Raw genomic sequence first — 21,985 nt, 5'->3', positions numbered from 1 at the left:
CCCTAAGGGGATATCTGTTTATCTATGTGAAATTTTCACATTCTTAATTCGGTAAATCCGGGGATAGACGGACGATGTCGGATTCCTTGGTTTTTCATTGAAAATATGCATAATGCCATAGATAAAATTTTAGTATCCGGACTGCTGTTTGGGCATATATCTGAAAAAATATTAGGTATTACGAACTTTATCTAAAACAAATTTTTTGAAATCTTGGACGACCGGCGGGGCATATTGGTTCTTATTGGAAATCATATAAAATTTTCGTTCGTATGAAGGATGGGAAATGGGCAGGATTTTGACGTCTAACTGTAAGAGCATATCCATGAAGGGGACGACAGCAATGCCGAAGTTCTGTGCGACAAGTCCGGCAACGACCTGATCTTCCGATACTTCATAGGCTATTTTGGGAGTTTCGTTGATTTCTGCAAACATATGGGCTACGATGGGACGCAGGCCCGACGTCTTATCGAAGAAGACGTAGGGATAATCTAAGGTGTCTCTGAGGTCGACGACATAGTTTTGAGCCAGGGGATGATCATTGGGGACAATCAGAACCAGCTCCTGTTTGGCAATGGCCGTCGCTTCAAATTGAGACATGGTCTGGGGACGTGACGCAAAGACGACATCGAAGGTGCCTTCTGCTAAGGATTGGATGAGGCGGTTGGACAGGCCGATGTGGAAGGTAAAGCGGATATCCTTATCCGGGCGGGACGCTTTAAAGGCGGCAGCCAGTTCCGGGACCTCGCGGATTCCCAGTGTCCGCAGACAGCCGATACGGATGATTCCGTTGCCGCGGGAGCCGCTTTTTATCGTTTCGATACCGTTGTCGAGAATATTGAGTGATGAATTGACGCTGGCGAAAAACTGCTTGCCAAAGCCGGTCAAGTCCGTACCGTGAGGCCCTTTTTCGAAGAGAGGGACACCGAGTTCTTTTTCGAGTTGGGAAATGGCGTGACTCAGACTGGGCTGGGTAATACAGAGCAATTCGGCGGTTTTGGTATAGTGTTTTATCTGGGCTAATTTGACGAAATATCTGAGATGGGAAAGATTCATGGTCGTCCTCCTGGCGAACTGTCGTCGCCGCAGCTATTACATTTAGTTACATATAAGACCATTTTATCATCGCCGATAGTTTTAGTCTATGAAAACATGAAAATTATTGATTTGTTAAATGATTCACAATGCGGTACCATAGACCCATCGAAGGACAGGCATCGAAGAAAAACAACGGAGCCTGCCGCATCTTTGATTTTTACACTTACTTATGAAAAGGAAGCGTTTATTCGTGCATATTTCAGGACATACCCGGCTGCTCGGTCTCATCGGGACCCCGGTCGATCATTCTAAGTCTCCACAGATGTATAATTACTGTTTTCAGAAATTCAATCAGGACTTTGCGTATTTTGCCTTCGATGTGAATGCAGACAATGTCGAAAAGGCCCTTCACTCTCTGAAAACCTTGAACTTTCGCGGGGCTAACGTCACCATGCCTTTAAAAAATGCCGTCATCCCCTTTCTCGATAAGGTATCGCCGGCAGCCAAGGCCGTCGGTGCCGTCAATACCATCGTCAACGACGACGGTGTCCTCACCGGCCACATTACGGACGGTGCCGGCTATACACTGAATCTTAAAACCGGCGGTGTGTCGGTAAAAGGGAAGAAAATTACCTTAGTCGGAGCCGGCGGCGTGGCCTCGGCCATCATGATCCAATGTGCCTTAGAAGGCGTGCGGGAGATTTCCGTATTCAACTTGAAGGATGATTTCTGGTCGCGGGCAGAAGCCAATGTAAAGGCTATCTGTCAGTGTGTGCCCGGCGTCAAGATTACCTTGGATGATTTGGGTGATAAAGACTTGCTGAAACGTGAAATTGCCGACAGCGACATCCTCTCCAATGCTACCCGGTTGGGAATGGCGCCCTTTGAAGATAAGAGCATCATCGACGGTCTCGACGTACTGCGTCCCGATTTGATCGTTACCGATGTCGTCTATGCGCCGGCTGAAACGAAGCTCCTGAAGCAGGCTAAAGCCGCCGGCTGCCGTGTCTTTGAAGGTCTCGGCATGCTGCTCTTCCAGGGCGCTGAAGCCTACCGGCTCTATACCGGTGGCACGATGCCCGTCGATGAAATTAAAGACTTGCTCTATAAATAGCTTTTTACTGCGTAGGCAGCGATGAGAATATATAACATATTATTTATATTATACTAAGGAGTGTATCTATTATGTCTAAAAAATCCCCGATTACAATAAGTTCCTGGACCCTTGGCGATCAGTGTACCTTTGAAGAACGCGTCAGCGCTGCGAAAGAAGCCGGCTTTGAAGGCATTGGCCTCCGTGCTGAAACCTACGTCGACGCTTTGGCTGAAGGTCTTCATGATGAAGACATCCTGGCCATCCTTAAAAAATACGATATGAAGGTTACGGAAGTCGAATACATTACCATGTGGGCTGAAGATCACCGCTCGTATGAACAGAAGTATAAAGAACAGATCTGCTTCCATATGTGCGACCTCTTCAATGTCCAGCATATCAACATCGGCTTGATGGAAAAATACTCCGTTGAACATACGGCTCAGAAATTGAAAGAATTGTGCCACCGCGCCGGCAAATACATCATCGGCGTTGAACCCATGCCGTACTCCGGTATCCCCGACGTCAAAACGGGCTGGGCTGTCGTCAAAGGCAGCGGCTGCGACAATGCTAAACTCATCCTTGACAGCTGGCACTGGATCCGCGCTAACCAGTCTTACGATCCGTCCTACCTGGCCGACATTCCGGCAGATAAAATTATCTCCATCCAGATCAACGACGTTCAGCAGCATCCCTATGCACCGACCATTCTTCGCGACGAATCGATGCATGACCGCATGATTCCCGGTACGGGCTACGGCGATACGGCAGGCTTCGTCAAGATGATCCGCGACAAAGGTATTGAACCGAAGGTTTGCGGTGTCGAAGTCATCAGCGATCTTATCGTTGCCAAGGGCGTTAAAGAAGCTGCCAAAGAAAACTTTGAAGGCACGAAGAAAGTATTGGAACAGGTTTGGCCTGAAATCTGCGGTTAATCAACGATTCGATTGAAATAGAAGGGAGTCTTACTCATGGAAGCAAGAATTGATGGACATACACAATTATTCGGTTTATTCGGTTCCCCCGTCGGTCATTCCGGCTCACCGGTCATGTACAACTATACCTTTGCCCGCCTCGGCATCAATGCAGCCTATTTGGCTTTCGATGTACAGATCGATCAGCTGCCGGACGTCATCACAGCTGTCCGCACCTTGAACATCGGCGGCTTTAACGTTACCATGCCCTGCAAGACGGCTATTGCCCAGTACCTCGATGAACTGTCTCCGGCTGCTGAATTGATCGGCGCCTGCAATACCGTCGTCGTAAAAGACGGCAAGTTGATCGGCAATAATACCGACGGCGTCGGCTTCGTCCACAACCTCCGCGAAAATGGGGTCGACATCAAAGGCCAAAAAATCGTCCTCCTCGGTGCCGGCGGTGCCGCTACGGCCATTGCCTGCCAGGCAGCCCTCGACGGGGCCGCTGAAGTTGCCATCTTCAACCGTAAAGACGAATTTTTCGCCAATGCTGAAAAAACAGTCGAAAAGATTACGGCAGCGGACCTTTCCTGCAAGGTTTCGGTCACCGATTTAGCCGATGAAGAAGCCTTGAAGGACGCTATTGCTAAGGCCGATATTTTGGTCAATGCCACGAAAGTCGGCATGGCACCCCTCGACGGCCAGAGCCTGATTAAGAAAGAATACCTTCGCGCTGACTTAGTCGTTGCCGATACGGTTTACAACCCGAAGGATACACAGATGATTTTAGATGCTAAGGAAGCAGGCTGCAAAGCGGCTGTCGGCGGCATCGGCATGCTCCTCTGGCAGGGCGTAGCTGCCTTTAAACTCTTCACCGGCAAGGATATGCCTCACGAAGAAGTTTTTGAAAAATTCTTCGCTTAAGTTTATTCATACTCAAGGAGATTATCGATATGAAATTCAACGCTATGTTCCAACCGATTCAGATTGGTTCCGTTACCGTTCCCAACCGCTTCGTCGTTCCGCCCATGGGCAACAACTTTGCCAATACCGACGGTACATTGAGCGACCGCTCGGCTGCTTACTACGCAGCTCGTGCCAAAGGCGGCTTCGGTCTCATCACGATTGAATCTACCGTCGTTTACAGTGAAGCTAAAGGCGGCCCGCGCAAACCGTGCCTCTTTTCCGATGATACAGTCGACAGCTTCCGCAAAGTCGCTGATGCGATCCACGAAAATGGTGCCATCGCTTCTATCCAGCTCCAGCATGCCGGTCCGGAAGGCAACTCGGCGCTTACGGGCTTTCCCTTAAAAGCCGCCAGTGCCATTGCTCCCTCGTCGGGCCGCGAAGTACCGGTCGCCATTTCTCGTGAAGAAATCTATAAGTTGGTCGAATGCTATGGCGATGCGGCTGCCCGCGCTCAGCGTGCCGGCATCGATATGGTTGAAGTCCACTGTGCCCACGGCTACTTGGTCAGCACCTTCATTTCGTCCCGTACCAACAATCGTCTCGACGAATTCGGCGGTTGCTTTGAAAACCGCATGCGCCTGCCGCGGTTGATCATTGAAAACATCCGCAAAAAGACGGGCGGCAAGATGCCGATCCTCTGCCGTATTAACGCCAGCGACGACATCGAAGGCGGTCAGACGATTCAGGATGCAGCAGCCGTTGCCGCATACCTCGTCGAAGAATGCGGCGTCAACGCCCTCCATGTCAGCCGTGCCGTCCACGTCCATGACGAATTCATGTGGGCTCCCGGTGCCGTTCACGGCGGTTTCAGCGCTCCTTTGGTCGAAGAAATCAAACGGGCCGTCGACGTTCCCATCATCACCGTCGGCCGTTATACGGAACCGCAGTATGCTGAACTCTTAGTCCGTGAAGGCCGTATCGACCTCGTTGCCTTTGGCCGTCAGAGTCTGGCTGATCCGGAAATGCCGAACAAGGCTAAAAACGGCAACCTCGACAGCATGACGCCGTGCATCGGCTGTCTTCTCGGCTGTGTACCCTACATGTTCCGCGGCGAACCGATTACCTGCGCACTGAACCCTGAATGCGGTCGTGAAGCAGAAATCGTGCCGGCCGACAAGCGCAAAAAAGTCGTCGTCGTCGGCGGCGGCCCCGGCGGTCTCTATGCTGCCCGCATCTGCGCACAGCGCGGCCATCAGGTTACCCTGCTCGAACGAGGCGATGAACTCGGCGGCAACTTCCGCTTAGCCGCTTTCCCGGCTGACAAAGGCGATCTGACCTCGGCTATCCGCAGCTACATCGTCCGCGCTGAAGAAGCCGGTGTCACTATTAAGATGAACACCGAAGCGACGGTCGAATTGTTGAAAGACATGGCTCCCGATGCCGTCATCTTCGCGACGGGTTCGGTACCGCTCATCCTTAACATTCCAGGCCTTGCTGATTCGGACTACATTACGGCACAGGATATGCTGAGCGGCCGCTATGAAATCGGCAAAAAAGCTCTCGTCGTCGGCGGCGGTATGGTCGGCTGTGAAGCTGCCGAATTTCTCTGCGAACGGGATCACAAAGTCACGGTCATCGAAATGAAAGAGCAGCTGGCTGCTGACGTTTCCAAAGAAAACCGGGTCTTCATCTTCAACGATTTCGAACGCCACGGCGTAGAACTCGTACCGGGCGCTAAAGTTACGGAATTCTTTAAAGACGGCGTCAACTATGAAATGGCTGACGGAACGAAAGGCGAATTACGCGGCTTCGACAGCATCGTCTTGGCCATGGGCTCCCGCAGCTACAACCCGCTCAATGAAGAAGTTTCTAAATTCGTACCGCAGACCTTCGTCATTGGTGAAGCTTTCAAAGCACCTGGCAGCGCCCTTACGGCGACGACCGATGCCTTCAATGCAGCCTTAGAAATCTAAGCACTTATTGCGAATAGCAACGTGTCTCCCGAATCCTTGATTTGGGAGACATAAAGTGCTATCAGGAGGAATAGAACGTGGAAGTAACAAAGACCAGTAAAAAGTTGTATCTTACAGCTATCGTATTATATCTTAACTATCTGATCCTTGGTGTGGCCGCATCCATTCTCGGCCATTATAAACAAGCTTTGGCCCAGCAATGGGGGTCGGCACAGCTTGCCGGCGGCCTGTATGATGCCAGCGGCGTCGTCTGGGTATCGGCTTCTCTCGGCCTTGGCTGCCTCATCGGCAGTTTCTTTTCCGGTCCTTTATCCGACCGCTTTGGCCGCCGTATCGTTTCTTTTTTTGGCAGCGTTCTCTATGCCGTCTTTTTCTTAGGCGTCGCCTTTGCCGATAATCTGACGGTGGCCTATATTGCCGGCCTCATCGGCGGTATCGGTAATGCCTGCCTTAACGGCGGTGTCATTCCGGCTGCTATGGAAATCTTCGTCGGCCGTAGCGCTTTTGCCAGCATCATGACGAAATTGTTCATCGCTATCGGCCAGTTCATCCTGCCGTTCATGATCATGTTTACGGCTTCGGCTCAGATGCCGCACACGACCCTGTTTTACTTGTTCCCGGTTATCTGCGCTGTCATCGCCGTCTTGACGATGATCATGCCCTTCCCGAAACAGGCCGGTGTCTCCGACAAGGGGGACGAACCGTCCTTCATGGAAAACCTGAAAAATCTGAAATTTACAGCCAGCAGCATCGCCTTGATCATCATGGGCTTTACGACGACGGCTACCTTCCAGATTTGGGTAAACTGCAACCAGGAATACGGCAAATGGGTCGGCATGTCCAATCCGTCGGTCATTCAGTCGTATTACTCGATTGGCGTCATCGTCGCCGTCCTCCTTACGGCTGCCATTGCCGATAAGGTCATCAAGTCCATTCGCTTGGTCTTCTGGTATCCCTTGATTGCCTTCGTCATGTTCGTCATCTTGGCTCTCGTCCAAGATCCGACGGTAACCATTATCGGCGGTTTTGTCATCGGCTTTGCGGCAGCCGGCGGTGTACTCCAGCTGGTTACAGCTACGGTCAGTGACCTCTTCCCGCAGGTAAAAGGGACGATCATCAGTATTGTCATGATTCTCTCCAGTATCGGTACTTGGGTTGGTGTATCGGCAGCCGGTTCGATTGCAACGGCCGGCGGTGCCAATGGCCCGGTTTACGTCGTTATCTTTGATGCGGCCATTACCCTGTTGAGTGTCTTGTTGGCCTTATTCGTCAATATCTCGGCTAAAAAAGCGGCTCGCTAGGATAGATAATCTCTGCCAGAATGAAATCTGGCAGAGATATTTTCCTATCTTTTTATCAAACTATGTGAATAATAGAACTTAATAAATTTGAGGTGATTGTACAATGAATACCAATCGATTTCAGGCGCCCCGGGAAAAGGGGCAGAAACCGACTGGCAAACGCTGGTTTATGTTGTCTTTGATTTTTGTGCTGACGGCGATTAACTATTTGGACCGGACGAACATGGCCGTAGCGGCTCCGAGCATGAGCGCTGAACTCGGCTTCAGCGCAGCGACGATGGGCATGCTGCTGTCGGCCTTTGCCTGGGCGTATGCCTTGATGCAGGTACCGGGAGGTTATTTCCTGGAACGAGTCGGCCCGCGCATTACCTATACGATTTCCCTGTTTTTGTGGTCCTTGTTTACCATGATCATGGGCCTTGGCAACAGCTTTTTATCTTTGTTCGGCATTCGTCTGGCCATCGGGGCTGCAGAATCGCCGGCTTTTCCGACCAATAGCCGCGTCGTAGCGGCCTGGTTCCCCGATCATGAACGGGCGACGGCGACGTCTATCTATACGGCGGCTGAATTTATTGGCTTGGCTTTCTTAACGCCGGTTTTGTTTTGGATTTTGGATACCTTCGGCTGGCGAGAAGTCTTCTATATTACCGGTGTCATCGGTATCGGAGTCAGCGTCATTTGGTATTGGCTATACCGGGACCCGAAGGACTGCCAAGGCGTCAATCAGGCTGAACTCGACTATATTCGTCAAGGTGGGGGACAGGCTGAAGAGGCCGGTACGTCTAAAAAAATCACCATGGCCCAGCTCAAGGAACTGTTCCGCCATCGCCAGCTCATCGGCATTTATATCAGCCAGTTTGCCAATACGAGCACGATGTACTTCTTTTTGACCTGGTTCCCGACGTACTTGATTATGGCAAAAAATCTTCCTATGTTAAAAGCCGGGATTTATGCCATCATCCCTTATTTCGGCGCCCTTATCGGTGTCCTCCTCGGCGGTCGCTGGTCCGATCACATGTTGAAAAAAGGCGCTTCTTTATCGAAGGCCAGAAAGTTGCCTATTGCCTGCGGCTTGATCTGCTCCATGTCGATCATGGCAGCGAATTACTTTGATTCACTGGACATCATCATTACGATCATGGCTATATCCTTCTTTGGCCAAGGCATGGCCGCCATCATTTGGAGTACCGTCGGTGACGTAGCACCGAAAGATTCCTTGGGATTGGCTGGCGGCGTATTCAGCTTTGCCGGCAATTTGGCAGGTATCGTAACGCCCATCGTCATCGGATTCATCGTCCAGCTTACCGGTTCTTTTGTTGGTGCCATGGTCTTTATCAGTGCCGTCGCCGCTGTCGGCGTCTTGTCGCTCATCTTCATCGTCGGCGATATTCACCGCTTGGAAATCAAGAAAACCTCATCTTCAACCTTACCTTAAAAACATCTTTGTAAACGAAAACGAGCCCGTCACGACAATCTTGTCGTGGCAGGCTCGTTCTTTTATCTATGATGGGTTACGTTAGTGAAGGGCTCGCAGGATTTGCTGCAGTGTCGTAACTTCGAGCTGGCCCGGAGCCGATGCTTTTTTGGCAGAACCAAAGGTCAGGGCCGAACCGAAGATTTCGCCGCTGATACGGCTGATGGCACCGAGTTTTCCCATGGACATGGTGATGATCGGTTCATCCGGATACTGGGCTTTTACGGCTTCCGTCGCCGACAGCAAGGTCAGGACGTCTTTGGCAGACGTCGGCATACAGGCCAGTTTTGCCACGTCGGCGCCGAGCTTTTTCATACCCGTCAAGCGGCCGGTAATGTCATCGAAAGACGGCGTCTTGTCGAAATCATGGTTGCTCATGATGATGGTGACGTTGTGGGCTTTGGCAGCAGCCAAGGTTTTCTCGATGCTTTCGCGGCTACGGAAGTATTCGACATCAACGGCGTCGACTTTACCGCTTTTGATGGCGTAGTTGATGAGGTCGAAGTAGTAGGTTTCCGGAACGGCTGTTTCACCGCCTTCTTCCTTTGTACGGAAGGTGAACAGAATGGCTCCGTTGGGAAGTTCCCGGCGAACCGCATCCAGGGCTTCGCCGACGGCTTCGAGGGACGTGACGTCCTTTAAGAAGTCGATACGGAGTTCGACGACATCATAAATTTTATCTTGGAGATAACGGCACTCCTGAACGAGTTCATCGACAGAATGGCCGACGATGGGGACGCAGATTTTAGGCATCCCGTTGTCGAGAGTGACGTTGCCAATTTTAACCATATTTTAAATCCTCCTATGCTTTCATGACGCTATTATAACGCACGTTGATGATGCAGGCAATGAGAAAACTTGTCAGGGCCGGCGGCTGCTGGCCTTATCGTCAGGGGGACGGCTGGCAGCCTGACAACGTCTCTCGAGGTTTTTTAGGACGGTTTAGAAAAGGACGTCTTTAATGAAGTCTACGGGCATTTCTTTCCCTGTCCAAAGTTTGAAGGCAGCGGCGCCCTGATAGAGCATCATGCCCAGGCCGTTGAAGTTTTTGCAGCCTACTTCATCGCACCATCTCATCAACTTCGTCTGACGAGGAGCATAGACCGTATCCATGACGACCAAATCCGGGCGGAGATAGGATTTATCCGGAAGGGCGACGACGTCTTCGAGGGGCTTCATGCCGCACGAAGAGCTGTCGATGAGGATGTCGGCGCTGTCTAATTCTTCTTTTAATTTTGCGTGGTCTTCAAGACGGTAAATATTGACGACGCAGTCCGTCCGTTCGCGGAGCTTCTTGACCGTTTCTTCGCCGTGGGCAAAGAATTCATCGTCGCGGTTGAAAATCGTCAGTTCCCGGACACCGTCGAGGGCGGCCTGGACCTGGATGGCCGTTGCAGCACCGCCGGCGCCGATGACGACCATTTTTTTGCCGACGTATTCAACGCCTTCGTCTTTGAGAGCCTGCATGGCGCCGACGCCGTCGGTAATGGTACCGGTCAGGACGCCGTTATCGTTGACGACGGTGTTGCAGGCGCCAATGATCTGAGAGGCCGGCGACAATTTGTCGAGGTACTGCGTAATCGGCCCCTTGTTGGGCATGGAAACGTTCCAGCCGCGGACTTTCATAGCGCGAAGGCCTTTTACCGTGTCTTCCAGCGTCGAGTTGTCGACTTCAAAGCAGACATAGACGTAATCGAGACCCAGTTTTTTGAAGGCTTCGTTATGCATCGTCGGTGACATGCTGTGGCGAATCGGATAGGCGATGAGGCCGATTAATTCCGTATGACCCGTGACGCGTTCTGTAACTGCAATTTTACCCATGATAGAATCCTCCTGTTGTGAGAATAAAGGAATATCGTATTTTAATATTTGAATCGTCTTTCCATGAAGGGATACAAAAAGATAGGAAAGCAGGACACCGCCGCTTGAAACAGCAGCAGTATCCTGTTTTCTGCTTACCTAGTCGTCGAAACCGCCAATCATGTCGATCGTAGCGACGATGTCGCGGCCTACTTCCGTGCCGTGGATAATCTGACCGGTCTTGCGGCTGTTGCCAAAGTTGCAGAAGGGGATTCCCTGTTCTTTGGCATAGGCTTCAAAGGGGTTATCCGACGGGATGTCGGGAACAAGGCCCATGCAAATGAACCCGTAGTCGAAGGGATACTCGGCAGATTCACCGTTGTGGGAGGCAATGAATTTGTCCGGGCAGACCTTTTCTAAGGACGTGCTGAGATGCATGTCAACGGGGTGCTTTTCTAAGAGCTCTTTGAAGGTCGCTTTGGAAACGATATCGGCGTCTTTCCCGAAGGACGGCATCATTTCAATCATGGTGACATCGGCTTTTCGCAGGGTGAAGAATTCCATGACGTCCAAACCGACGGCACCGCAGCCGATGACGACGACTTTTTTACCTTCTGCATTGGCTTCGTAGTAAGGAATGTTGTCCATGAATCCGTAGATGGAGCGAATGTGGGAACCTTCGGCATCAGTCAGTTCACGGAGACCTTCGATAGGCGGAAGCATGGGACGGGAGCCCGTTGCGGCATAGAGAATGTCCGGCTTTAATTCAGCCAAGAGTTCCTTCGTTGCCGTCGTGTTCAGGCGAATCGTCAGGTTCGGCAGCTTGGCAGCCCGGCGTTCGAGATAGGCCGGGAAGTCTTCGATGCGCTTCTTTTCCGGCAGCAAGGCAATCTTGCGGGTCAGGCCGCCCAGTTTGTCTTCCCGTTCGAGGAGAGTGACCCGACAGCCGACTTCAGCTGCCGAGCAGGCTGCTTCTAAGCCCGACGTGCCGCCGCCGATGACGACGACATGGATGTCGCGGGTGACCTTCTGTTTCTTATATTGGTCGCCGCCGATGACGTCGGGATTGACGGTGCAGCGAATGGGCTGCGATTTGAAGATACGGTGATCGGCACAGCCGATGTTGCAGGAGATGCACTGACGGATGCAGTCCGTACGGCCGAACTGTGCTTTGCGGGCCCAATCGGGATCGGCGATGAGGCCGCGGCCGATGGCGATGAAGTCAGTCTTGCCTTCGGCGATGACCTGGTCGGCAATTTGAGGATTGCGGATGTTGCCGGAAGCGATGACCGGTTTGTTGAATTTCTTCTTGACGGCTTCGGCCAGGTAGACGCGCCAAGCGTCAGGCATGTCACATTTGTCGATCTGGTACTGGATGGAGTCGTTGACGGCAGCCGATACGTTGATGATATCGACTTCCGGTTCGATGTATTCGAGGAGTTTCAACGAGTCTTCCAAGGTGTTGCCGCCTTCGATGAATTCATCTGCTGACAGACGGAATACGATGGGAACCCAGGGGCCGACAACTTTGCGGACGGCTTCGACGACGAGGCGGGCAAAGCGGGCACGATTTTCATAAGAGCCACCGAATTCATCGGTACGTTTATTATACAGGGGAGATAAGAACTGGTCCAGCAGGTACGAATGACCGCCGTGGATTTCTACCATGTCGAAGCCGGCCTGGATAGCATGCTGAGCGGCGATGGCATACTTCTGGACAATGTTGAGGATTTCACATTTATCGAGGGGGCGCGGTGCCGGATTGCCTTCTTTTGAAGGGACGGATGAAGCCGATACGGCTTGGAGGCCGTCGAGCCGTTCCGGGTAGGCCGAAGCACCGGCGTGGTTGAGCTGAATCGATGCCAGGGCACCGTATTTGTGAATCCGTTCGGTCAGTTCGTAGAGACCGGGGATGAACTGTTTCTTGTCGATACGCAGCTGTTTCGTTCCGTTCGTTGCCAAGGGATAGTCGATACAGGCGTTTTCAACGGTAATCAAGGCTGTGCCGCCACGGGCGCGAAGACCGTAATAATTCTTCATTTCTTCTGATACTTCACCGGTGAAGGTGGCAAGGTTGGATCCCATGGGGGGCATGATGACGCGGTTGCGGAAGGTGGTCCGCTTGACCGTAAAGGGTTCGAAAATATGTGGATACTGCTGGCTCATAAAGAGAAATCCTCCTTCTATATAGTACTAAAGGTGTATGTGAATTGTAGAACTATATTTTTGATCTGCCCTTATTATACGGATGAAATACTGATAACACAATTTCTTAAAATATGCAAAAACAGTTCAAAAAAACTATTGAAAATGATATAATAAGGGCAATTGATATCGAGAAATTGTCGATAAAACAAAGATAAACTCATTTTACAATACGAAGGAAGTTGAGAAAAATCAGTGATTTCGGCCATATAGCTTTGACTTGTCTTGTCATTTTTGGTTTTCCTAATATTGTTTTTATTGATAGAAAATGAGATTGAAATATTAATAGACAAGCTATTGATATATAAGGATTTATCACAAAGATTGATTAAACGGCATATAGAAGGAGTCTGTTATGAACTTAAAGCAACTTCAATATTTTACGAAATTGGCGGAAACGGAACATTACCGGAAGGCTGCGGAAGCCCTGTATATTACGGAGCCCAGCCTTAACCGAGCCGTTCGGGAAATGGAAAAAGAGCTGGGAATTCAGCTCTTTGAAAAACGGGGACGAAATATTTTTTTGAATAAGTACGGTCATCTTTTTTTGCCTTATGTGAAACGCTCTCTGCAGGAACTGGAACGCGGCGTTGATTTGATGAAAGCTTATACGCGCCCGGATCAGGGAAAAATTACGCTGGGATTTATTTATACCATGGGTTATACTTTGGTGCCGGAAATGATTACTCAATTTCAGGCCATTGACGGTAATGGCGGCATTACCTTTGACTTCCATCAAGGGACGACGGCAGCCCTGATTAAAGAGTTAAAAGAGGAAAAAATCGATGCCGCTCTCTGTTCTTCCGTTGAAAACGAACCGGACGTCCTCTTTTATCCCGTGGCCGAAGAAGAATTGGTCGTAGCCGTCCCCAAGGGGCACCCTTTGAGCAACCGTGGCTCTGTCTCTTTAAAAGAACTGGAACCGTATCCTCTTATCGCCTTCGATAAGAGCAGCGGCTTAAACGAGATGATCAATAAACTCCTCGACCAGGCTCAGGTTCATTTAAAGACCGCCTGCCATGTAGAAGAAGACAACGCCATGGCCGGCTTTGTAGCGGCCGGCTATGGCGTTGCCATTTTACCTGATTTCTATACACTTCAATATTATAATCTCGATCGGATACCTATTGCGGATTCTTTTGAACGGCGGTATCTCTTTTTGGCTCTCCTGCGCCAATCCCAGGTATTGCCCGTCGTAGAACGGTTCCGGAATTTTCTCCTGTCCCGCTGGCAGCGGGGAGCCATCTGAGTCAGTCCTCGATGCGGTGGAGGTCACCGACGATGAAGATGAAGGAGAAGACGCCAATGGCGGCGACGCAGCCGACAAATATCATGGCGCCGACGAATGATCCCGTCGCTTGGACGATAAAGCCGATGACGATGGGCGTAATGATGCCGGCTAAATTGCCGATGAAGTTGAAGACGCCGCCGGCAAGGCCTACGGAATGGGCCGGTGCCACGTCGCCGACAGTACTCCAGACGATGGCAGCCATGCCTTGACCGAAGAAGGCCAGGGCCATGACGATGATGATGGCATTGAGAGAGTCGAAATAATTAGCCGTCATGATGGTCATCGAACAGAGGAGACCGCAGATGATGGGCAGTTTTCTAGCTTTTGAAAGGGAACTGCCGCGGCGCAGCATGGAGTCAGACCAGTAGCCGCCGAGGAGGACACCGATAAGGGCACCGACGTAAGGAATGATGGCGTAGATGCCGGCTTTTAATAAGGGCAGGTTTTTTGCCATGATCAGATACGTAGGAAACCAGGTTAAAAAGAAAAACATCGTACTGGCATTGGAAAACTGTCCTAAATAAATCCCCCAGAGTTGGCGGTGTTTAAATAATTCTGCGATTTGAGACCAGGTAATCTTTTGTTTTTCCGCGGCTGTACTGCCAAGGCCGCCGCCTTGGCGGATATAGTCCAATTCAGCTTGGTTGGCACCGGAATCGGGACCGGGTTCGCGGTAGAGAAAGAACCAACCGAGGCTGGCGACGATGCCGATAAAGCCGGTGATGTAAAATATTTCCCGCCAGCCGTAGGTTTCTAAGATCCAAAATAAAACGGGCGTTAAAAAGGCCAGACCGATGAATTCGCCGGCTGTATAAATCGAGGTTGCCGTCGCCCGTTCATGTGACGGGAACCAGGCTGCGACGACGCGGCTGTTAGTCGGAAAGGCCGGGGCTTCAGCAGCGCCGATAGCCATGCGGATGCCGAAGAGGGAGGCAAAGGACCTCCCAAGACCCATGAACATCGTGAATAAGGACCATAAGAATAACGATGCCGTATAGACGATGTGAGAGCCAAATCGTTCGATGACCCAACCGCCGGGGATCTGCATCAGCCCGTAAGACCAGGAAAAGGCAGAGAATAAAAGGCCCATGGTGGCGGCGCTGAATCCGAGTTCATCACTCATGCTGGAGGCTGCGACGGCCATGTTGGTCCGGTCCAGGTAATTGATGGCTGTGAGAATAAATAAGAGAAACAGCATGAACCAGCGTTTCTTCGTTTTCTTAGGACGTAAGTTCGTCATATATGATCATCCCTTCGAATTGTTAAAATATTCACATATGATACTGTGCCGATAAGCAAGTATGTATCTATTTTAAACAAGAAGGTCGACGGGTACTATTACTTATTTTATATATATTGATATATATATACTATTGATTTAGCGGTTAGCCTAAAAAAAGCAGGCATACGAAGGATCGTGCTTCGCATACCTGCTTTTAGAGACATTTTTATTTTTCGTCCATGATGGCGACAGGGCCGCGGTCACCGGTTCGTATGCGGACCGCATCTGCCAGGGGATAAATGAAAATCTTACCGTCACCGGGCTTACCTGTTTTGCAGACCCTTTCAGCGACTTCGACGACTTTGTCGACGGGAACTTCGCAGACGACGGTCTCTACTTTGATACCCGGCAGGAGGTTGATGTTGTAACGCTGACCGCGATAGACTTCGACGTAGCCTTTTTGAAGGCCGCAGCCGAAGACCTGACTGACGGTCATGCCCATGACGCCGATTTTGTTCAAGGCTTCTTTTAAATCTTCCAGTTTACTGGGACGGGTAATGATTTCTATTTTAGTAAGGGTATGTTCTTCCATCTCTATCACCTCTATATCGTATGGCTGTTTACGCCGGCCTGGTTTACGACAGCAGCATGGCCTAAGGCTGTATTGTCTAAGGGAGAGGTCTGAACCCCTTCAAAGGGGCTCCCGGCGGTGATGGCGTAATTGTAACCCTGTTCGCCGTGTTCGCCAATATCGAGACCGGCAATTTCTTCTTCTTTATCGGCCCGGACGGTCATGAACAGGCTGATGACTTTAAAGATAATGAAGGTGCCTGCGATGGCAAGAGCGTAGGCGACGACCGTAGAAATGAGCTGAGCGGTCAGTAATTCACTGCTGCCGTAGAAGAGGCCGTCGGCACCGGCAGGGTTGACGTCTGTCGTCGCCCAGAGCCCCGTTGCGATGGAGCCCCAAGTACCGCCGATGCCGTGAATCCCGAAGGCATCGAGGGAATCGTCATAGCCGAGTTTGGTCTTGACGACGGCGACCGCGACGTAGCAGATAACGCCGCCGACAGCCCCGATAATGAGGGCCGGAAGGGGAGCGACGAAGCCTGCTGCCGGGGTGATGGCGACGAGGCCTGCGATACATCCGGAAGCGGCACCGAGGATGGTCGGTTTCCCTTGGACACGCCATTCCACAGCGACCCAGGCGACGGTGGCAGCAGCGGCAGCGGCCTGAGAGGTGATAAAGGCGTTGGCGGCCAATTCGTTGGCTCCGAGGGCACTTCCGGCATTGAAGCCGAACCAGCCGAACCAGAGAAGGGCGGCGCCAAGGACGGTCATCGGAAGATTATGAGGAACCATAGGCCTCTTCCCGTATCCGTAGCGACGGCCTAAGAGGACGCAGAGCGTAAGGCCGGAGACACCGGAGAGAATGTGGATGACCAGACCGCCGGCGAAGTCAAGGGCGCCGAGTTTAGCGAGGAAGCCGCCGCCCCAGACCCAATGAGCCATGGGATTATAAATGAAGAGGGCCCAGAGCAGGATGAAGACGACGAAGGCGTGGAACTTCATGCGTTCGGCAAAAGCACCGGTAATGAGGGCCGGCGTGATGACGGCAAACATGCACTGGAAGGCGACGAAGGCCAGTTCCGGAATCGTTCCGTTGTCGAGAACAGTCATGCCGACTCCGGTGAGGCCGATTTTATCAAGAGATCCGATGAAGCCGTGAATGTCGGTACCGAAGGTCATGGCATAGCCGATGAGAATCCATTCGACAGAAATCATGGCGACGATGAAGAAGCTCTGCATAATCGTTGCCAATACGTTTTTATTGCGGACCATGCCGCCGTAGAAGAAGCCCAGGCCCGGCGTCATGAGAAAGACGAGGGCGGCACTGATGAGTACCCAGGCCGTGTCGCCCGGGTCTATCGTTCCCGGTGCCGATGCAAAAGCCGTTGGCGCTGCTGCGAAAAGACAAGGCAGCAGGACCGATAAACGGGACCATAATTGTTTCATATTCTTAGCCTCCTGACCCATAAAAAAAGATGCCTCTCCCGATGGTTCCATCGAGAAAAAGACATCGTTGTCTACTGTTCTATTGGGATTATCTTCAGAATATGAAAAGCCCAAGGGATAAAAAATTATCACCTTGGGCTTCATTGCCGGCTTCTATTCTGTTGATGAACTTATTATAAAAGCAAAACGTTAAGCTGTCAATAAAAATACTGAAATTTATTTTACAAAACTTATATTTTATCTAAAAAGATAATATCATAATGGGAATCATATTAAACAAATAAAATATGCCCTAAGAAAATATAAAAGGTCAGCGATATGGCGCTGAGGGCCGTTGTGTTCATGACAATCTGCGTCGCATAGTCCGGATTGTTATCGAATTCGATGGCGAATAAGGCCGTATTGACGGCTGTAGGGATAGCGCAATAGATAAGGAATACCGTCGCACTGACAGCCGTAAAGGTGCCGGGGCGAAAGGCGTTGGCACCATAAATCATGGCCAGCCCCAGTAAGGGGAGGGCGGTCATCTTTAAAATGCTTACGATCCAGACATCCTTGTCGAGCCAATGAATCTTGGTCTGAGACAATTGAGCGCCGATGCTGACCATAGCTAAGGGAAGGATGGCCTTGCTGGACATGTCCATGATGGGCCACAAGAAGAAGTTTTCGGCATCCCAGCCGATGTTGCGGGCTAACAAAGATGCGGCCAATACGTACAGCAACGGCATGCGGAACATGACGGCCAGCGTGTCCCTGGCGGTCAACTTACCGCGGCCGGCCTGATAGAGACCGAGGGTATTAAGGGAAACGCTCTGAAGCATGAATATGATGATTTGCACGACCATGGCTTCGGCAAGGTACGGCGTCTGTCCGTTTACGACGAAGGGATCGTGAGAAAAGACGAGGATGATAAGCGCGACGCCGAGATTACCCGTATTGTTAAACATAAAGGCATTGCGGCACGATTCCAACATGGCGGCATCATAGTGGCGGATACGGCCGACGATATTGGCTATGACGAAACAGAGGACCATGAAGATGGCGATGGCAGCGATGATGTTGACGCTCGTTTCGGGGAACTGAGTCGTATAGATGTTGGTAAAAAGGAAACTGGGAATGACTAAGTAGAACATCAATTTCGATAAGGTTTTTACGTCGAGATGGAATTTCTTATCGAGAAAATATCCTAAGAGAACGAGAAAGAAAATCGGAAGCATCGTATGTTCAATGATGAACCAGAAGACCATGAGTCATATCACTCCTTATTATATGGATACTCCCTCATTATACTATGGATATGTAATTATACAATGCCAAAATGAATTCAATAGCTTTCGAAGTAATAGACGATGTGAAGCAGGGTTTCGCACATATACTTCAAGGCGTTGCTGTCCCAGTGGAAGTCCGGTGAATGGCCGCTGACCGGAGCATCGCCGTAGACGCCGACATAATAAAAGGCACTGGGGACGGCCTCGCTGAAATAGGCAAAATCTTCAGAACCGGCGCCGCGTTTCAAGGCCACTACGTTGACCCGATCGGCACAGTGCTGCTGCAGGATATGGGTAACTTTATCGGTAACGCCGTCGTCGTTGACACAGACCGGGGAGAAGGGGACGACGTCCAAATCGAAGAAACCGCCATAGGTGGTGGTTACATTTTTCAAAATCTGTTCCAGAGCATCGAGGATGATGCGCCGTTTTTCTTCGTGATACGTCCGGAGGGTCCCTTTTAAAACGGCTGTTTCGGGGATGACGTTAGGATTGTGGCCGGCCTGGAACTGGCCGAAGGTGAGGACGATGCCGTCGCCGTCAGCATAGCGGTTGTAGACGAAGTTTTGAATCAATTGGATAATGTCGACGCCCATCTGGATCGGGCTGATGCAGGCTGACGGCTGGGAGCCGTGTCCGCCTTTGCCGTGGAGGGTGATCGTGAAATCGTCACAAGAAGACGCGATTTCGCCGCGGCCGATGCCGACATAACCCTTGGGGAGACTGCCGGCCACATGCAGGCCCAAGGCATAGTCGACAGGCGGCAGGTTGAGGATACCGGCATCGATCATGCGGGCGGCGCCGCCGTTGCCTTCTTCGGCCGGCTGAAAAGCCAGACGGATGGTGCCGCGAAGGCAGTCTCGATGCTTATTGAGAATTTTGGCGACACCTAATAAGTTGGCTGCATGACCATCGTGGCCGCAGGCATGCATGACTCCTTCTACGAGGGATGAATAAGGGCAGTCGTACTTTTCGGTCAGCGGCAGGGCATCGATGTCGGCTCGCAAGAGGACGACCGGTCCGGGAAGGGCCCCGTGTATCAGGCCTGTGACTCCTGTACCGGCGATGATTCGCACGTCTTCAATACCCATCAGGGATAATTCTTGAAAAATCGTCTTGCATGTATCGAATTCTTTTTCGCTTAATTCCGGGTGGGCATGGAAATATTCTCTCATTTCCATCATATAAGGCAAGGTTTTGCGTACTGCTTCGTGAATATTGAATGTCGGTCTATAGCTGTCGTTCATAAGCCGCTCCTCCTTCCGTTTTTCTATATTATGTATATATTTCTATAATAAAGCCTGAAATCCTGCCATGGGAGCGGATTTTTTGGCTCATTCTGCTTCGAAAGGTCTATATATTTATATTATATATATCCTTATTATACGAAACAACCGGAGCCTGTGGTATAATTTTCACAGTGAATCAGAAAGGGATGTGAGTATGATGCATGGTGATACACGGTTGGAAGCGGCGCTAAAGGTTTTGAACCATTGGCCTCGATTTCGGCTGCAGCTTTTTTTAGAAGGCATTTTAGTCGGCTTATTGTCGGGGACGGTTATCAGTTTTTTTCGCTGGGGCTTGGAAACGGGAACTCTGTGGCGACAGTGGTTTTATGCCAATGTTTTGAGCCGGGGTGACATTTCTGTTCACGCGGCTTGGTTTGCGCTGCTGCTGGCGGCAGCTTTGTTATTATGGCGCTTGGGGATTTATGAACCACAAGCTGGCGGCAGTGGGATTCCTCAAATTAAAGGTGTCATTTTGGGCGTCCTGCGCCTGCGCTGGCTGCGAGTACTTTGGGTTAAGCTGGTCGGTGGTATCGTCGGCATCGGACTGGGCTTGTCTTTAGGACGTGAAGGGCCGTCGATTCAGATCGGTTCCGTGACAGCTCAAGGGTTGAGCCGAGCCTTTGGGCGGACGCGGATGGAGGAACGGTACCTCATCACAGCCGGCGCCAGCGCCGGGCTGGCAGCGGCTTTTAATGCGCCCTTGGCAGGAGTCATGTTTGCCTTGGAAGAGCTTCATCGCAACTTTTCCGGCGTCGTTTTGGCACCGGCTATGGCGGCGGCATTGATGGCGACTATGGTCAGTCGCTACCTCTTTGGACGAGAACCTGTTTTTCATTTCGGAATCTTGCCGCACTTTCCCCTGCGCTATATGTGGCTGGCCGTGATTTTAGGAATTATTGTCGGAATTGCCGGGGTAATATTTAATAAAGGATTACTAAATATCCATTATTTTTATGAACTTCCCATCTTTCGCAATCGTTATATGCCCATTGCCTTTGCCTTACTCATGGCCGGGGTGTTGGGGTATGTTTTTCCCGACGTCCTCGGCGGCGGCAATGAGTTGGTTAATGCCCTGTATACCCTGCCGCTGTCGCTTCAGTTATTTGCCCTCCTGCTGATCGGAAAATTTCTGTTCACCCTTATCAGTTACGGCTGCGGCGTTCCCGGCGGTTTCTTTTTGCCCATGTTGGTCTTAGGCGCCCTGACCGGCGGTATGGTGGGAATTATTTTCATTCAGATGGGGCTCATTTCATCGTATTACTTGTCGAACATCGTCGTTATTTCCATGGCAGCTTTTTTTGCGGCCTCCGTTCAGTCACCGGTTACAGGGACTATTCTCATTATGGAAATGACCGGCTCGTATGAACACCTGTTAGCTTTATGTACTGCCTCCTTGGTGGCCCTCGTCGTGGCCCAGTTCTTTCGGGGGGAACCGATTTATGAAGTGCTGCTCCGGCGGAGCCTGGCCAAGCATAAACCTGCCTTATCGTCGAGTGAACGGCGAAACCTCTTGGAATTGACCGTCGTCAGTGGAAGTCAGGCCGATGGAAAATATATCGGCCGCATTGCCTGGCCGTCTCATACGGTCATTGTTGACGTAAAGCGAGGCAGCGGCGACATCATACCGGATGGCGAGACTTGTCTACGAGCAGGGGACTACCTCTATGTGCTGACTGACTCTGTCGAAGGTGCCCAATCTATAAGAAATATTGTGGAGAAAACAGGTAGTGAAGATATGTAAAAATGTATAATAATTATAGAAAAATAGGACTAGGTACTAAAAAATATCCGTCATACTTGAGTATTAAGGCACATATGATGTTTCGGAAACGATTAGAATGGAGAATAAAACAATCAAAAAGTAGGTTTAAGTATCCATTTTTTTGACTTATGGTGATGAGTTTGCTATAATTCAGGACGTACTTGAGATTGTATTCATTCGAAGAGGTGGTTTTTTGCGAAATCGTATTTTGAAACATCGTATGTTGATATTAGTGACAATGATCTTTGTATTTGCATTTTCGTCTTTGGCTTGTGCAAGTGTACAAATGGGAATGAAAGGCTCTGTCGTACAGAGTGTTCAATATATGCTTCAAGATGCGGGCTATTTGTCCGGTAGTGCAGATGGTGATTTTGGTGCTCAGACGCAGCAGGCTGTCGTACAGTTCCAGACAGACCATGGTCTGTCT

Annotated in this window: 18 protein-coding genes; 9 read left to right on the top strand and 9 right to left on the bottom strand. The window is 50.7% G+C overall.

Annotated features, from left to right (window positions below):
- Positions 1-171: 171 nt before the first annotated feature.
- Positions 172-1,056 (bottom strand): LysR family transcriptional regulator, encoded by an 885-nt coding sequence (locus tag A0U42_RS06350; RefSeq protein WP_044505373.1) that lies wholly within the window; start codon positions 1,054-1,056, stop codon positions 172-174.
- Between the two features lie 232 nt (positions 1,057-1,288).
- Between A0U42_RS06350 and A0U42_RS06345 the strand changes: the two genes are divergently transcribed.
- The 6 genes from A0U42_RS06345 to A0U42_RS06320 all read left to right on the top strand — a co-directional run bounded on the left by A0U42_RS06345 (position 1,289) and on the right by A0U42_RS06320 (position 8,666).
- Entirely contained in the window at positions 1,289-2,152 is an 864-nt protein-coding gene (locus A0U42_RS06345) for a quinate/shikimate dehydrogenase (protein WP_218055529.1), read from the top strand.
- 71 nt (positions 2,153-2,223) lie between these two features.
- Positions 2,224-3,066: a sugar phosphate isomerase/epimerase gene (locus tag A0U42_RS06340; protein WP_065360318.1), complete on the top strand. Its 843-nt coding sequence runs from the start codon at positions 2,224-2,226 to the stop codon at positions 3,064-3,066.
- 36 nt (positions 3,067-3,102) lie between these two features.
- Entirely contained in the window at positions 3,103-3,972 is an 870-nt protein-coding gene (locus A0U42_RS06335; protein ID WP_065360317.1) for a shikimate dehydrogenase, read from the top strand.
- A gap of 29 nt (positions 3,973-4,001) precedes the next feature.
- Complete coding sequence (locus A0U42_RS06330) at positions 4,002-5,930, top strand: FAD-dependent oxidoreductase (RefSeq protein WP_065360316.1); 1,929 nt, start codon at positions 4,002-4,004, stop codon at positions 5,928-5,930.
- A gap of 77 nt (positions 5,931-6,007) precedes the next feature.
- On the top strand, positions 6,008-7,231 hold the full coding sequence (locus A0U42_RS06325; RefSeq protein ID WP_044505378.1) for an MFS transporter: 1,224 nt from the start codon (positions 6,008-6,010) through the stop codon (positions 7,229-7,231).
- Positions 7,232-7,334: 103 nt separating this feature from the next.
- Positions 7,335-8,666: an MFS transporter gene (locus tag A0U42_RS06320; RefSeq protein WP_065360315.1), complete on the top strand. Its 1,332-nt coding sequence runs from the start codon at positions 7,335-7,337 to the stop codon at positions 8,664-8,666.
- An 81-nt stretch (positions 8,667-8,747) separates the two neighbouring features.
- On the opposite strand, the gene aroD is transcribed toward A0U42_RS06320, so the two are convergent.
- The 3 genes from aroD to A0U42_RS06305 form a co-directional block, all read right to left on the bottom strand.
- Positions 8,748-9,494, bottom strand: a complete 747-nt coding sequence (aroD, locus tag A0U42_RS06315; protein WP_065360314.1) for a type I 3-dehydroquinate dehydratase — start codon at positions 9,492-9,494, stop codon at positions 8,748-8,750.
- A 153-nt stretch (positions 9,495-9,647) separates the two neighbouring features.
- On the bottom strand, positions 9,648-10,526 hold the full coding sequence (locus A0U42_RS06310; RefSeq protein WP_065360313.1) for a shikimate dehydrogenase: 879 nt from the start codon (positions 10,524-10,526) through the stop codon (positions 9,648-9,650).
- Positions 10,527-10,664: 138 nt separating this feature from the next.
- Complete coding sequence (locus tag A0U42_RS06305; protein WP_065360312.1) at positions 10,665-12,671, bottom strand: FAD-dependent oxidoreductase; 2,007 nt, start codon at positions 12,669-12,671, stop codon at positions 10,665-10,667.
- Positions 12,672-13,065: 394 nt separating this feature from the next.
- Here A0U42_RS06305 and A0U42_RS06300 point away from each other — a divergent pair, with 394 nt between their 5' ends.
- On the top strand, positions 13,066-13,959 hold the full coding sequence (locus A0U42_RS06300; RefSeq protein ID WP_044505384.1) for a LysR family transcriptional regulator: 894 nt from the start codon (positions 13,066-13,068) through the stop codon (positions 13,957-13,959).
- A gap of 1 nt (position 13,960) precedes the next feature.
- Here the strand turns inward: A0U42_RS06300 and A0U42_RS06295 are convergent, their stop codons facing one another.
- The 5 genes from A0U42_RS06295 to A0U42_RS06275 form a co-directional block, all read right to left on the bottom strand.
- Positions 13,961-15,241, bottom strand: a complete 1,281-nt coding sequence (locus tag A0U42_RS06295; protein ID WP_065360311.1) for an MFS transporter — start codon at positions 15,239-15,241, stop codon at positions 13,961-13,963.
- A 208-nt stretch (positions 15,242-15,449) separates the two neighbouring features.
- Complete coding sequence (locus tag A0U42_RS06290) at positions 15,450-15,815, bottom strand: P-II family nitrogen regulator (protein WP_044505386.1); 366 nt, start codon at positions 15,813-15,815, stop codon at positions 15,450-15,452.
- Positions 15,816-15,826: 11 nt separating this feature from the next.
- The gene (locus tag A0U42_RS06285) at positions 15,827-17,239 is read right to left on the bottom strand and encodes an ammonium transporter (protein WP_065360310.1); all 1,413 of its coding nucleotides are present in this window, start codon (positions 17,237-17,239) and stop codon (positions 15,827-15,829) included.
- Between the two features lie 272 nt (positions 17,240-17,511).
- Positions 17,512-18,486: an AEC family transporter gene (locus A0U42_RS06280; RefSeq protein ID WP_065360309.1), complete on the bottom strand. Its 975-nt coding sequence runs from the start codon at positions 18,484-18,486 to the stop codon at positions 17,512-17,514.
- 77 nt (positions 18,487-18,563) lie between these two features.
- Positions 18,564-19,754 (bottom strand): M20 family metallopeptidase, encoded by a 1,191-nt coding sequence (locus A0U42_RS06275; protein WP_065360308.1) that lies wholly within the window; start codon positions 19,752-19,754, stop codon positions 18,564-18,566.
- A 199-nt stretch (positions 19,755-19,953) separates the two neighbouring features.
- Between A0U42_RS06275 and A0U42_RS06270 the strand changes: the two genes are divergently transcribed.
- Both A0U42_RS06270 and A0U42_RS06265 read left to right on the top strand, forming a co-directional pair.
- On the top strand, positions 19,954-21,537 hold the full coding sequence (locus A0U42_RS06270) for a ClC family H(+)/Cl(-) exchange transporter (protein WP_065360320.1): 1,584 nt from the start codon (positions 19,954-19,956) through the stop codon (positions 21,535-21,537).
- 214 nt (positions 21,538-21,751) lie between these two features.
- Positions 21,752-21,985, top strand: a 234-nt coding sequence (locus tag A0U42_RS06265; RefSeq protein WP_255304116.1) for a peptidoglycan-binding protein, incomplete at its 3' end; no start/stop codon positions are given.

It is taken from the genome of Megasphaera sp. DISK 18 (assembly GCF_001682955.1).
Lineage (GTDB): Bacteria > Bacillota > Negativicutes > Veillonellales > Megasphaeraceae > Megasphaera > Megasphaera massiliensis.
This window is presented reverse-complemented; position numbering and strand designations above follow the sequence as displayed.